Raw genomic sequence first — 13,248 nt, forward strand, 5'->3', positions numbered from 1 at the left:
ACCGCATCGCCCCGGCCCTCCCGGACCCCGCACACACGCACCGGGCGGGCCCGGGGCGGGGCACAATTGGGGCATGTCGCGACGCCGTTCACGCCCCACCGCACCCCTGCCCGCCCCCGACTCCACCTGCCCCTGCGGCGGAGGCCGTACCTACGGGGAGTGCTGCTGGCCCCTGCACGAGGGTGCCGCGCCGGCGTCCACGGCCGAGCAGCTCATGCGGTCGCGCTACAGCGCCTTCGCCGTCGGTGACCAGGCCTACCTGCGCCGCAGCTGGCACCCCGACACCTGCCCGCCCGACCTCGAACCGGACGCCGGCACCGTCTGGACCGGGCTGGAGATCCTCGCGACGACCGAGGGAACCCCCTTCCACCGGGAGGGCACGGTGGAGTTCGTGGCCCACTACCGCGACGCCTCGGGCCCGGGGCAGATGCACGAACGCAGCCGGTTCGTGCGCCACGACGGGGCCTGGGTCTACCTCGAACCGCTCTCGCACGGCTGACCGCGCCGGCCATCGCGCAGCCGACGCCGTCGTTTGCGCCGAAGGGGGCCCGCGCGCGGAGGCAGCGTCGCCGCGGTGCTCGTCGAGCACGTCGCGGCACGCGCCGTGCGTGTGTGGTGGGGGACAGCGCCACCTGACCGCCGTGGTGGCGGGGGCCGGACGATGTCGAGCATGTCGAGGCGCACTCCGTGCGTGCTCGGACCGGAACAGCGTGACCCGTGAACAGCGATGCGGGGCCGGGACAACCCGTCGAAGGTGCCGAGCGCGTGGGAACACGCTGAGCGCGCGCCGGCAGTTCTTCCGTCCCCCACGGCGTTCCGTGCTCGGCAGGAGCGCCGATGCACCGGCGATGGGGCCGGGGACCCGCACCGAGCACGGGTCCCCGGCCCCTCCGGTCCACCCCTGTGCAGGGGAAAGAGGGGGGCGGACCGGGGTGGGCGGCTTGTGGGGCGCATGTGCCCGTGTGGAAGGGTCACACGCCCACAAACCTGGTTCAGGAGATGGCGGCCGCGCCGTGCGCAGGCACCGCCACCGGTGTCAGAGGTTCCAGGGGGGACCACCGCGCCGACGGAGTCCCCACCGGCGGGGTGCCGGAACGGGAACGCAACGTCGGGCCAGGCCGGCGGTCTCGCGTTCCGGATGGTGATCGGCCAGCGCCTGCAGCGCTGCAGCGGCGGCCGGGTGGCCCGAGGCGGTGAAACCGGGGATCAGCCGGTGCAGGTTCAGGGTGAGCACATCGGCCCCCGGGTCGTGCAACACACGCACCAGCGCGTCCTCCCCCTGCAGGGCCGTGGCGGCGACCAGGTCGACGGCGGCCCACGGGCCCTGCTCGTGCAGCACCCGCTCGTGCTGCTCGGCGGGCAGCGTCCCCGAGGCGAGCAGGGTGTGGCCGGCCATCGCCGCGGTGGCGACGGGCGCGGTACGGGCCACCATCCTCAGGCGTTCCAGCAGGTCGGAGGCGACCGTATCGAGGGCACGCGCGGCGTGGACACGGCGCATCGCCATCCCGGGCGACTCCACGGCGGGCTGGATCTCCCGCAGCGCCTCCGCGGGCGTGCGCGAGGACATCCAGGTGTCAACGGCCACGAGCTGCCCCTCGTCGGAGAACCCGGGCATGGAGTCGAGGAAGGCCTCGGCCGACACCTCGGCGAACTCGTCGATGAGCGGGGCGGGCACACCCTCGGCCATCAGCAGGTGGCGGACCCCGAACCGCCCCAGCGGCGACAGGCGCACCAGGTGGGGGCCCGCGGCGCACGACCCGTGGCCCGCGCGCCCGTCCCAGGTTCCGGGGTTGGGGCGGTACACGTGCAGGGCCCCGGTCTCGGACACCCACTGCAGCAGCGGAAGGAGGGCCTCCTCTGCGCGCCGGAGTGCGGCCCCGTCCGTGCGCCCGCTGTCGGCCAGCGCCTCCTCGACCAGGTGGTCCAGGCGCAGGCGGGCGCCGTCGAGCGCCTCGTAGAGCCGGTGCAGGACCCGCGAGACCAGCTGTGTTCCGACGGTCTCGGGGGCGACGGCGGCCAGGACCCGGTGCGATTCGTCGACCGTCCAGGACAGGAGCCCCACCCACCACTGCAGGAGCTGGTCGGGGTCGTCGAGGCCTTCCTCGAGCTCACGGCTGGGGCGGGCCTGGCCGACGGCGGCGTCGATGAGGTCCAGGTGCACGGCCGCGCGCCACGGGATGGCCAGCCGCGGTGCCTCGGAGACCGAACTCAGGCTGTGCAACCACACCGAGCGCGCGTCCTCGGAGGTGAGGTCGTCAGGCCACAGGGCGAGGTCCTCCACGGCCTCGCGTGCCATGGCGAGCTCGGGCAGGAGTTCGGGGGTGACGGGGGTCGTGGGCCCGGTCCACAGGGCGAGGTTGAGGGTGTCGGCCATCAACGGGCTGTGGGCGGCGTCGAAGACGAGGAGCTCCTCCGGTTGGAGTGCCACCAGACGTGCCGAGGCCCGGTGCTGGTGGACGGACGAGGTGTGGTGAGAGGGCACGCGTGCTCCCTGGAGTTTCCTTGTGGCGCCGAGGCAGTTCCACTTCTATCGCCCCGCTGAACGGCGATGGGGCGGTTTTCGGGAACATCTCTGAACGCGTGCGCCGACGGGCCGAACGAACCAGGAGGAACCGGCTGATCACGGAACGCAATCATCGTGGGCAGAAGATCGCGGGCGAGGGAAACGGCGGGTAAAGACGTGTCCGGTCCCGGGGCTCCGGACGACCGGAACCCCGGGTGCGGCGGGGCTCACCGTCGGCCGCCCCTGGGGTCAGCGCAGGTGTGAAGCGCCGTTGACGTCCAGGACGGTGCCCGAGGACCACACCGCCTCGGGGGAGGCCAGGTACAGCACCGCGGCGGCGACCTCCTCGGGCGAGGCCACACGGCCGAAGGGGCTGTCGGAGCGCACGGCGTCGGTGAGCCGGTGCGCGACCCGTTCGGTCTCCACGAACCCCGGCGCGACGGAGGCCACCCCGATCCCGTGCGGGGCCAGCGCGACCGCCAGCGACTGCCCCATCGAGTGGAGTGCGGCCTTGCTCGCCCCGTAGGCGGGGTGGTCCGGCTCGCCCCGGTAGGCGCCCCGCGAGCCGACGTTGACGATGCGGCCCCTGACGCCGTGCTCGATCATGTTCCGGGCGACGAGGTAGCTGAGGTCTGCGGCCCCGAACACGTTGACGCCCATGGTGTGGCGCCACACGCGCCGCCACTCCGCGTAGGGGGTGTCGGTGAGCGGTTGGGGGAGGTTGACGGCGGCGTTGTTGACCAGCACGTCGACGGAACCGGTGTGCTCCAGCGCCTGCGCGAACAGGGACTCGGCGCCGTCCGGGTCGGCCAGGTCGGCGCGGAGCAACAGGTGGCCCTCGCCCGGGAGCAGGGACAGGGTGTGCTCGGCCTCCTCGCGGCGGCTGCCCCAGTGCACGATCACACGGTCGCCGTTGCGGGCGAAGGCGGTGGCGACGGCGCGGCCGATGCCGCGGGCCGCGCCGGACACCAGGACGGTACGGGGCCGGGCGGGGGTGCTGCCCGGCCCGTCGGGGTGATGGGAGTCTGGCATGGGCGGCATTCTAGGACGTCAGGGCGCATATGGGGGTCGGCGGCCCCGGGGCGGGCCTCAGCCCTGCCCCTGCGGTCCCGGCCCGGGGCGCAGGCCGAAGGGGGCGCCGAAGCCCACGAGCCACTCGTACTCGCGCAGGTGGTAGAAGACCCGCTCGGTGACGTCGTGGTCGGGTGCACGCCGGGACGGCCAGCCGAACTCGTCGCAGATCATCGTCCAGCTGGGGCCGTGCCCGTGCACCTCGCGGAACGAGCCCACCCACTCGGCGACCTCCGCCTCCCGGCCCAGTACCAGGGCGTCGGCGCGTTCCTGCACCGGACGGTCGAGCGGGGTGGAGGCGGGGGTGATCCTCGGGGGAGTGGCCGGCGGGTACGGCGTCGGTGCCATGTGGGCGGTGACCTCGGTCAACGAGACCCGGACCGGGTCCTGGGCCAGGTTCGGCTGCGTGATCCACTCGATCCTCACCAGCCATTCCAGGAGCTCGACCAGTTCCATCGGGCCGCTGAGCGCGCACGCCTCGATGATGTCGTCCGCACGCACCGAGATCGTCGCGTCGAACTCCGCGCGCGACGCGAGGTAGGCCCCGACCACGCGCAGCCGGGCCGGCTTCTTGCGCATCTTGCGGTGGTTGATGGCCCGCTGGTACCAGCCGGAGGCGCGGGTGCGGATGCCTTCGGTCGTCTCCCACGGGTTGCCGTGGAAGGAGGGCATGTCGCAGGTCTCGGGGTCCATGGGGCCCGCGGCCAGGATGCGTTCGGGGGTCGAGTCCAGCCAACCCGTGGAGGTGAGCGCCGACAGTGAAGGCTCCGGGTTGTCGATGCGCAGGATCTTCATGTCGTGGGCGAGCACGTACGAGAACCCGCGGATGACGGCGCGCAGGGCGATGGCCACGGCGAGCATACGGCTCTCGGGGTCGGTGCCGGCGCGGTCCTCGATCACCCGCTCCCAGACGTCCTGCAGCAGGAGGTACTGGTCCGGGTTGATCGGAAGGACGCGCTTCCTGGGGGAGATCTCCTCCTTCGGGGGCGCGGGTTTCTTCGGCGGGCGCAGTTCGGGGTTCCAGCCGGGCGGGTTGCTGATGCCCTTCTCGGCGCACACGTCGCACGTCATGGCCGCGGCGAGGTCAGGGCCCGGACGGTGGTACTGGATGCGCTTGCGGGAGGGCCTGGAGCCGCCGCTGTCCGTGGTGCTGTCGGTCATGTTCTGGAGGGTAGCGAGGCGGTGAGCGGGTGTGTCCGGGAAACGGAGATTCGGGCGGCCCGAACCCCGTGGGACACGGGACCGGAGGCAGGGCCGAGGGAGGCGTCGTTCGACGGTTGGTGGCGGGTGACTGGGGAAGGGGCTGCGCCGGTAGGTGTCCGTTGAGGGTGGTGGCGGGTGACTGGGGAAGGGCTGCGCCGGTAGGTGTCCGTTGAGGGTGGTGGCGGGTGACGGGTGGGCCGGTGTTCGCCGAACAGGTCCTAGGGTTCCGGCGATTCCGGGCACCAGCGGCGATGGAGGCAGGAGGCGCAGGCGGGGCCCGGGGTCGGGGCGTGTGCGGTGTCCTGGTGCCACGGGGAGGCGAGCTCGGAGACCACCGCGTGGGCACGGGAACGCAGCCCGGGGGAGAACGGNGGGTGGGCCGGTGTTCGCCGAACAGGTCCTAGGGTTCCGGCGATTCCGGGCACCAGCGGCGATGGAGGCAGGAGGCGCAGGCGGGGCCCGGGGTCGGGGCGTGTGCGGTGTCCTGGTGCCACGGGGAGGCGAGCTCGGAGACCACCGCGTGGGCACGGGAACGCAGCCCGGGGGAGAACGGGTCGAGCGTGTGGACCTCGGGCCCGTCGGCGGTGAGGATCTCCAGCTCGACGCGGGAACGGGGGCCGGGCGTGATCACCCCGCACGCGAACAACAGGACCGACATCGCAAGAGCAGGGTGGGCGGCGAGCAGGGAGGGGCCGTCCGGATCGGGCACGGGGTCGGCGAGCACGGACTGGCGTTGGACCCACGAAACACCGTCGAGGTGGAGCAGGTCGACCCGTGCCAGGACGAGCACGTCGGCGAGGGGGTCCTGGACCGGCAGACGCAGGCCGGCGTGCACGGGCGCGGACGCGGGGACGGTGTGCAACGGGCAGTCACGGGCATGTGCGGTCAGGAGCCGGGCCACGTGCGGATCAGTGCCGGGGGCCGGTTCCTCCGAGCAGGCCTGGCGACGGGCGTGTGCGCGTGCCAGGTGGGAGCGGACCACCTCCTCCTGGGACGGCGGTTGCCCGGGCAGGCCGAGGTCGTGCAGGTGGGCCGAGGCCGGACACGTGCGGTGGCGCAGCCCGGTACCCACCGACCACGTGCGCCGGGGACGGGAACGGTCGCGGAACCCCAGTAACCCCGGAACCCGGGCGGGGGCGTCGCAGCCCCGCTGGAGTCTGCACGGGCCGCAGTCGGGCCCCGGGACCCGTGGCTCCCCCTGGCGCGGAACCGTGCGCAGGGCTGGCCGACCCCGCGCACGGTACAGGTGCTCGGCCTCGGCGGGGGTGCCCTCGAAACGGAGCCCCTCGGACCCGTCCGAGCAGGAGACCTGCAGCAGCCGCACCCGGTCCGGCGGGGGCACCTCGCCGCGGACCGGCAGGGGGAGACCGCCCCGGTGGCGCCAGGGCTCGGCGCCCATGGCGGGACGGTCCACCGGGGTGCCTTCCGCGAGGACGTGGGCGGCGACCGCGTCGGCCGGGCCCGGAGGGCCTTCCGCGAGGGCGTCGACGACGGGCACCCGGAGCTCCCTGACGCGCTCCGCCCCTTCCAGGAACGTGTATCCGCGTCCGCCGGCCAGGACCTCGTACGTGCGTGCCTGCGCGGGGCCGCCGCGTGGCGGGAACCGGAGCAGCCACGGTTGTGCGCAGGGGATCCGGGCCGGGCCGGGGAGGTCCTCCAGGGACCGGACCCACGTTCGTACGGCGTGCTCGACCCAGGTGAGCAGGCCCTCGTGGAGCGGGGCCAGCGGGGTTCCGAGATGGTCGCGGGGGCGTTCGCCGGGGCGCGGAAGGTGCGCGCACGCCTCCTCGACCGTGCGCCCGCCGAGCTCGACCAGGTCCAGCGCGGCCCCCAGGGCGGTGAGCGGGTCGGTGCACAGGGGTTCGGGTTTGTGCCGCCCGGGGCGCCGGACTGCGTGGTCGACCGACGCGCGCCGGTGCACGGGGCAGCGTCCCGGACGGTCGCCGACGACGTCGGCGGGGATGCGCACGCACGGGGTCCGCGCGGCACCGCTGCGGTCGGGCACGGGTGTTTCCTTTCGTCGTGCGCTCATGAGCGCCATCGGCTCCTGCGTCGCCGAGCGGCACACGGCCGTCCCTGCGTGCTCCCTGCGCCTGCGCCAGACGCCCATGTGAGTGCGGGAAACACACCAGTGGGCGTTGGAACCTGTACTCGTGGTGCGTGCCGTGCGCACGGGTCGTCGGCATGCTCGGGGTGTGGGTGGCCCGGTGGAGCCGGATGGGCTGGGTGCGCGCTATGCGCACGTGCGTTCGGGAGGTCGTGTGTGCCGTGCGCGTGAAACGCACGCGGGGTCGACGTCGGCGTGCGCATGAAGCACACGGGGCGGACAGGGGATGCGGGGTGCCGGGGCACCCTCGGCGGTCAGGGGTCGGAGAGCGGGGCCACCAGGACGGCGTGCATCTTCCGCACCCGATCGCGGTGGTGACCGGTGCGGGTCCGGTAGGCCACGCTCACGCGGGAACGCCCGACCTTGGTGATCGTGCCCGCGTAGTGGTTGCGGGCCAGCCGGAACGTCACCGCCTGGCCCACCGACAGGCGGCAGATCGCCCGCCGCGACGCCTGCGTCAACGCCCGGTGGTGGTCCCGGCGTGTGTTGTGGGCCGGGTCCCAACGCCGCCGCAGCTGTGCGGCCTCCTGCTCCGCGCGGTGCCGGCGGCGCACCTGGAGGCGGCACTCGTGCGCCAGGTGCGGGAACCGTTCCGCGATGGCCTCGCAGGCCTCCCGGTGCCGTTCGGTGCTGCGGTCGCGTGTGTAGTCGGTGAACTCGTTCCTGAGATGGTCGACGACCCGGCGTTCCACGGACAGCGCCGAACCCGGGCGCCCCCGCAGGGTGTCCAGGGCGCGTGGATCGGCGCGGGCCAGGAGGAACAGCGGATCGGTGCTGGACGGGAACCAGGTCGAGACCATGGGCGCTCCGGTGATCGTGCCAACGTGCTCGACTCCATGGTGCGACGGATCCGGTTCGTGTGGGCGGGCCTGTGGACAACTGCGGGAGCCACGCGCGAGGGTGCCGAGAAGCCAGGTCGGTCCGGGGGTGATCATGTTGAATGGCGCCCATGATCGTGCGTCGAGTACTTCCCGATGAGATGAGCGCCGTCAGCGCGCTGCGTGAGACCGCCTACCGGGCCGACGGTCTGTTGAAGGCCAACCCCGACTACGTGCAGGCCCTGCGTGACCTCGGAACGGACGGGCACGGCGAGGTGCTGGTCGCGGCCGACGGCGACCAGCTCCTGGGCACCATCATGTTCGAACCCTGGCACGACCACAGTGAGATCGCCCGCGGCGCCGACGAGGCCGAGGTCCGCGCGTTCGCCGTCGCACCCCAGGCCCGCGGCCGCGGGGTGGGAAAGCTCCTGGTCGAGGCGTTGGTGGAGCGCGCACGTGAGGAGGGCGTCTCGCAGGTCCTGCTCCTGACACTCCCGGACATGGTCTCGGCCCAGTACGTGTACCGGGCGCGGGGCTTCGAGCGCTTCGCCGAACGCGACTGGGAACCGATCCCGGGGGTGCGGCTCATGGCCTACCGGCTCACCCTCAAGGACTGACACCGCTGCCGGGCGCCCGACGGGGTGCCCGGCACCGTCCTCTCCTCACATCGCGGCGTCCGTGGCACGCGCGTTCGCGGCCGCCAGCGCCGTCCCCCGCCCCCAGACCCCTTCCACGAACAGGTCCAGCACGTGCGGCGCCCTCGGGTGCCCGCTCACCGAGACCGTGTGCACCAACTCCTCGGCCCGGACGCTGAGCCGGGTGTCCTCCGGCGGCGCGCTTCCGTCCTCCATGAGCAGCGCGTGGTCGTCCAGCGCCGCCCACACGTCCTGGTGGGACGACGGATCGGGCATGTGCCCGGGTTGCAACCGCCGCGCCCATCCGCCCACGACGGGGTGGTGCACATGGAAGGGCAGCACCTCGCCGAGGTCGGGCGACGAACACCGCAGCAGACGGGTGGCGGCGGCCCGGCTGCGCCACTGGTGCGGGGCGGCGCAGGCGTCGAACACCTCCGCGACCGCCGTGCTCAGCAGCCCCTGCTCGTCCTGCCGGGCCAGCCAGTGCGACAGCACCAGCTCGGTGTCGGACGGGCGCCCGGCCCCCGTCACCACCTCCAGCGCCGCGTTCCCGGGCAGGGACGAGAGGTCGGGCAGCACCGTGACGGGCACGTCGGCGCGGGTCAGCTGCCGCACCATGAAGTGGTCGCCCAGCGGCGTGATCCGCAGGTCCCCGTCCCTGCCGCCGTCCCCCGTCAGCGCCCCCAGCTCCTGCAGCACCTCGACCGCGCGCCGCACCTCGGCCCCGTCCGCGGGCCCGACGGCACAGGCCTCGGCGAGGTCGGCGGGGGTGCGGCTCTCGCCGGTGACGAACAGTTCGGTCAGCACCAGGTAGGAGACCAGCCCGCGCAACCCCGTCATCGCCGGGAGCGCGTCGGCCCAGGCGTCCGCGACGGCCCCGGGGACCCGTCCGCTCCAGTCGCGGGTGGCGGGCCCGGGCAGGATCCGTGTGTAAGTGGTGCGTAGCAGTCCGGCCTCCCGGGCGACCCGGAACGCGGCGTGCACCGGCCCCGGGCCGGTCTCCATCGCGCGGGCCGCGTCGGCGAGGTCCTCCGGGCGCAGCGCGTCGTGTGCGGTGTCGGGTGCCAGGTCGCGGCCGCGGTCGACCCACACGGTCAGGCGGGCGGCCTCCGCGAGAGGGGTGCACCGCAGCGCGGCCGAGTCGAGCTCTTCTGGGGGCGCGGCCACGACCGCCGGTAGCCCTTCGAACGACGGGCAACCGACGCCGAGCCGTTGCAGGAGCGGCGTCAGGCCGGGCACGGTCTCCTCCTCCTGGCTCCGGGGCTCGGTGAGGTCGACGGTGGCGATGGCCCCGCGCAGCGCACGCGGGCTCGGCCCGGGCGCGAGCCCGCCCCGTTCCACGAGGTGGTCGCACCACAGCAGCCAGGCCGAGCGCAGGGTCTCGGGTCCGCCCCGGTATCCGTGCACGGCCGAGGCGACCTCGTGCACGTCCTCCACCGTCCAGTCGCCGGGGTCCGGGGCCCCGCAGTCGCGGTGGGCATGCAGGACCAGGGTCAGGGCGTCGGGGTCGGGTTCCGTGGGCGGGTGCAGGCCCCGGGACCACTCGAGGCAGGAGCGGACGGCCGAAGAGATGCGCTCAGTCATTGGACTATCACCGAAAGTGTTCAGGGTCGCCGAAACGGCATCAGGCTAACCGCGCCCACGCCTCGCGCGCTGGGAAACGGCAGAAGTCGTTCCGGCGGCCCTGAACAGGACGGACGCCCTCACTCGACCAGTTGGAACCCGTCCTGCCCGGTCACGTCCTCGCCGTCCACGTGCCCGCCGATGCGTGCGTGCGCCTCCTCGAGTACGCTCAGCTCCTCCGCGGAGCGTTCGCCGCCGTCCTCCAGCGCCGAGGCCAGGTCCACCACCCGGTAGTCGGGTTCGATCTCCACCCAGGTCGGCACCGCCTGCAGTCCGCCGGCCTCCCACGTGCCCGGCTCGGTCTCGGTGAACTCCACCTGCGCCATGACCCCTTCTCGGCGCGAGTCGATGGGCGGGCTCGACTGCCCGGCGATCTGGTTGCCCAGGCCGTAGGCCACCCAGGTGTCCTCGACCAGGTCCATGGGCTGCACGACGTGGGCGTGGTGGCCCAGCACCAGGTCGATGTCGGAGGAGCCGGCCAGGTCCACCAGTTCCCGCTGGTCGGTGTCGACCTCGTGCGAGTACTCGGTGCCCCAGTGCATGGACAGCACGACGATCTCCGCGCCGGCCTCACGGGCCCTCGCCGCCTCGTCCAGGATCGCCTCCTCGTCGATGAGGTCGGCCATCCACTCCTTGCCCTCCGGCGTCTCGAACCCGTTGAACCCGTAGGTGTAGGACAGGTGCGCCACCGGAACGGCGTCGCCCTCGCCCGTGTCGACCTCGTGCACCGTCGGCTCGGCGGCCTCCTCCTCGGTGCGGGCGCTGCCGGCGGCGCCCAGTCCGGCCTCCTCCATGGCGTCGAGGGTGCGCACGACACCGTCCTCGCCCTGGTCGAGTGTGTGGTTGGAGGCGGTCGAACACCCGTCGTAACCGGCGTCGACCAGGCCCTGCGCCAGGTGCGGGGGTGCGCTGAAGACGGGGTACCCGGAGAACGGTCCGTCCTCGGGGCCCAGCGGCACCTCCAGGTGGCACAGGGCCAGGTCGGCGCCGTGCAGCCGGTCCGAGATGTCGTCGAACATGGGCGCGAAGTCGTAGGTGCCGCCGCCGTCGGCCTCGGCCTGTGTCCACACCGACTCGTGCACGAGCACGTCCCCGCCGCCGATCACGCTCAGGGTGCGTGGTTCGGGTGGGGGCTCGGAGGCGGAGCCGGCGATGGTGTCGGCGTCCTCGCCTCCCCCGGAGGAACAGGCGGAGGCGGCCAAGAGCACGGCGCACACGGAGGCCAACCCCGCCATGGGGCGGGCGGAACGCGGTCTGCGGGGCGGCGGAGAAAACTTAGGGCTCTTCGTCATTCCTCGATGTTAAGAACGCGCGTCCTTTTTTCATGTTCCTTGTGAGGGTGTTGTGAAGATCGGATCAAGAGAACAGAAAGAGGTGTGAGAGAAAATCGAAGAAACGCCATCTTCCCAGCACAGTGCGGTTCCAAGGTGAAGTTCTGGCCGCATCCGGCCGATGTTTCGAAAGGAACTAACCGGCAGAACAGGTGTCATTTCTGGAGGGGGTGTGCCGGATGTGCATTTCCGTGCCCCGGCCGTCCCGTTCTTGTCCCCCGGTGCGCCGTGTGCCTTCCGTGCCGGGTGTTTCCGAAACGTGCCCGGCACGCCGATGTGTCCGGCACGCCGATGTGTCCGGCACGGAAAGGCGGAGCTCTTGTCGCGGAAGCACCCCGGAAACATCCGTCCCGTACGGTCGGCACCCGTTCGCCGTCACCGAGGGAGTCTCCATGCACCAGGGATCCGGGTCCGCAGGCAGGGGCGACGCCGTCCACGAGGCCGCGGCCCGCTGCCCGCACGGTGGGGGAGCGGCCTATCCGCTCCACCGCAACAGCGGTTCCGAGGTGCCCTGGGACCTGCTGCGGGAACGCTACGGACCCCTCGCCCCGGTCGAACTCGGCCCCGGCGAGCCCGGCTGGCTCCTGCTCGGGTACAAGGAGAACCTCCAGGCGCTGCGCGACCAGACCCGCTTCTCCGCCGACCCCGCGCACCGTTCCTCCGGCCCCGAACCGTTCCGCGGGCGCGCCCTGGCCCGCGACGGCGAAGACCACCAGCGCCTGCGCCTTCCCGTGGTCGAGGCCCTCGCCTCGGTCGGTACCCCGACCCTGGTGCCCGTCGTCGAGCGCGTCGCCGTGCGCCTGCTCGACCGGGTCGCCGCCGAGGGTTCGGCCGACCTCGTCGGCCACTTCGCCGCGCCCCTGCCCGCCCTGGTGCTCAACGAGCTGTTCGGGCTGCCGGACGAGTACGGCCGCCTGCTCCTGCGCCTGTCCCGGGACCACCGCAGCGGCGACCCCGAACGCGCCGGGGCCGCCGAGCACGGGCTGCGCTCCTACTTCCGGGGCCTGGTCGAACGCAAACGTGCCGCCCCCGGGCAGGACGTCACCAGCGCCCTGCTGGCCCACCCCCACGCGCTGGACGACGGCGAGGCGGCCGAGGCACTGGCCCTGCTGTGGCAGAGCGGGCACGAACCCACCACACACCTGCTCGGGAACGCGCTGCTACGGCTGTTGGACGACCCCGCCGTCTGGACCGCCTACCTCGGAGGCACCCTGGCCCCCGAGGACTTCGTCGACTACGTGATGTGGACCGACCCGCCGATCGACGTGCTCGCGGGCCGTTACCCCGTCACCGACCTGAACCTGGCGGGCACACGCATCCGCAAGGGCGAACCGCTCCTGATGGGCCTGGCCCCGGCACACGGGGACCCGGGGGTGGCCGGCGGCCGCGACGACACCATGGCGCTGGCCGGGAACCGTTCCCACCTGGCCTGGGGCGCGGGCGCGCACCGCTGCCCGGCCACCGCCCTGGTGCGCGAACTCGTCCGCACCGCCATCGACACCGCCCTGGACCGCCTGCGCGGGCTCATGCTCTCGGTCGAGGCCGGGCACCTGCGCCGCGGCCCCGCACCGGGCCTGCGCGGACCGGTCGAGCTCCCGGTGTGGTTCACCCCCACCGGCGAACCCGCGCCCGAGGCCGAACCGGAACCCGAACGCCCCAGGACCGTGCGCCGGTGGGTGCGGCGCAAACGCAAACCGGCCCCGCGCGGGGCCCGGTACCAGGCGCCGATGGCCGAGGGCGGCGAACAGGGTGACCGGGCCGTGCCCGTGGCCCGCCCCAAGCGCGCGGCACCGGCGGGTGCGGGCGCCCGGTACCAGGCGCCCTTCGCGGGGAACGAGCCGGAACCGGACCCCTTGGAGCAGCTCCTGCGGGACTGGGACCGCTGACTCCGGGGACCTCCGAGGTGCAGGGTTCGAGTGCGGGGACGCTTCTATGTCAAGCGGCGGGCCCGTAAACC

General features: G+C 73.3%; 10 protein-coding genes. 3 read left to right on the forward strand and 7 right to left on the reverse strand.

From position 1 onward, the window contains the following. The first annotated feature begins 73 nt into the window (after positions 1-73). Entirely contained in the window at positions 74-499 is a 426-nt protein-coding gene (locus IDM40_RS26675; protein ID WP_193124843.1) for a YchJ family protein, read from the forward strand. A 537-nt stretch (positions 500-1,036) separates the two neighbouring features. Here IDM40_RS26675 and IDM40_RS26680 read toward each other — a convergent pair. The 5 genes from IDM40_RS26680 to IDM40_RS26700 all read right to left on the reverse strand — a co-directional run bounded on the left by IDM40_RS26680 (position 1,037) and on the right by IDM40_RS26700 (position 7,684). Continuing rightward, complete coding sequence (locus IDM40_RS26680) at positions 1,037-2,482, reverse strand: hypothetical protein (protein ID WP_193124844.1); 1,446 nt, start codon at positions 2,480-2,482, stop codon at positions 1,037-1,039. A 270-nt stretch (positions 2,483-2,752) separates the two neighbouring features. After that, entirely contained in the window at positions 2,753-3,535 is a 783-nt protein-coding gene (locus IDM40_RS26685; RefSeq protein ID WP_193124845.1) for an SDR family NAD(P)-dependent oxidoreductase, read from the reverse strand. A 57-nt stretch (positions 3,536-3,592) separates the two neighbouring features. Then, a complete protein-coding gene (locus tag IDM40_RS26690) occupies positions 3,593-4,735 on the reverse strand; it encodes a hypothetical protein (RefSeq protein WP_193124846.1) in 1,143 nt (380 codons plus the stop codon). Positions 4,736-5,177: 442 nt separating this feature from the next. After that, on the reverse strand, positions 5,178-6,809 hold the full coding sequence (locus IDM40_RS26695; RefSeq protein ID WP_193124847.1) for a hypothetical protein: 1,632 nt from the start codon (positions 6,807-6,809) through the stop codon (positions 5,178-5,180). Positions 6,810-7,138: 329 nt separating this feature from the next. Next, the gene (locus IDM40_RS26700; protein ID WP_193124848.1) at positions 7,139-7,684 is read right to left on the reverse strand and encodes a hypothetical protein; all 546 of its coding nucleotides are present in this window, start codon (positions 7,682-7,684) and stop codon (positions 7,139-7,141) included. A gap of 140 nt (positions 7,685-7,824) precedes the next feature. Between IDM40_RS26700 and IDM40_RS26705 the strand changes: the two genes are divergently transcribed. Beyond that, entirely contained in the window at positions 7,825-8,319 is a 495-nt protein-coding gene (locus IDM40_RS26705; RefSeq protein ID WP_193124849.1) for a GNAT family N-acetyltransferase, read from the forward strand. A gap of 45 nt (positions 8,320-8,364) precedes the next feature. Here the strand turns inward: IDM40_RS26705 and IDM40_RS26710 are convergent, their stop codons facing one another. Beyond that, on the reverse strand, positions 8,365-9,921 hold the full coding sequence (locus IDM40_RS26710; protein WP_193124850.1) for a hypothetical protein: 1,557 nt from the start codon (positions 9,919-9,921) through the stop codon (positions 8,365-8,367). Between the two features lie 119 nt (positions 9,922-10,040). Beyond that, positions 10,041-11,252, reverse strand: a complete 1,212-nt coding sequence (locus IDM40_RS26715; RefSeq protein WP_235997972.1) for a CapA family protein — start codon at positions 11,250-11,252, stop codon at positions 10,041-10,043. Between the two features lie 431 nt (positions 11,253-11,683). Here IDM40_RS26715 and IDM40_RS26720 point away from each other — a divergent pair, with 431 nt between their 5' ends. After that, a complete protein-coding gene (locus tag IDM40_RS26720) occupies positions 11,684-13,177 on the forward strand; it encodes a cytochrome P450 (RefSeq protein ID WP_193124851.1) in 1,494 nt (497 codons plus the stop codon). Positions 13,178-13,248: the final 71 nt, after the last annotated feature.

The sequence above is a fragment of the Nocardiopsis coralli genome (assembly GCF_014892575.1).
GTDB lineage: Bacteria > Actinomycetota > Actinomycetes > Streptosporangiales > Streptosporangiaceae > Nocardiopsis > Nocardiopsis coralli.

What these genes read in the sequence shown, in the direction of transcription:
- IDM40_RS26675 (WP_193124843.1), top strand. Translation starts at nt 74, where the DNA reads ATGTCGCGACGCCGTTCACGCCCCACCGCACCCCTGCCCGCCCCCGAC.
- IDM40_RS26685 (WP_193124845.1), bottom strand. Translation starts at nt 3,535, where the DNA reads ATGCCAGACTCCCATCACCCCGACGGGCCGGGCAGCACCCCCGCCCGG.
- IDM40_RS26690 (WP_193124846.1), bottom strand. Translation starts at nt 4,735, where the DNA reads ATGACCGACAGCACCACGGACAGCGGCGGCTCCAGGCCCTCCCGCAAG.
- IDM40_RS26695 (WP_193124847.1), bottom strand. Translation starts at nt 6,809, where the DNA reads ATGAGCGCACGACGAAAGGAAACACCCGTGCCCGACCGCAGCGGTGCC.
- IDM40_RS26700 (WP_193124848.1), bottom strand. Translation starts at nt 7,684, where the DNA reads ATGGTCTCGACCTGGTTCCCGTCCAGCACCGATCCGCTGTTCCTCCTG.
- IDM40_RS26705 (WP_193124849.1), top strand. Translation starts at nt 7,825, where the DNA reads ATGGCGCCCATGATCGTGCGTCGAGTACTTCCCGATGAGATGAGCGCC.
- IDM40_RS26710 (WP_193124850.1), bottom strand. Translation starts at nt 9,921, where the DNA reads ATGACTGAGCGCATCTCTTCGGCCGTCCGCTCCTGCCTCGAGTGGTCC.
- IDM40_RS26715 (WP_235997972.1), bottom strand. Translation starts at nt 11,252, where the DNA reads ATGACGAAGAGCCCTAAGTTTTCTCCGCCGCCCCGCAGACCGCGTTCC.
- IDM40_RS26720 (WP_193124851.1), top strand. Translation starts at nt 11,684, where the DNA reads ATGCACCAGGGATCCGGGTCCGCAGGCAGGGGCGACGCCGTCCACGAG.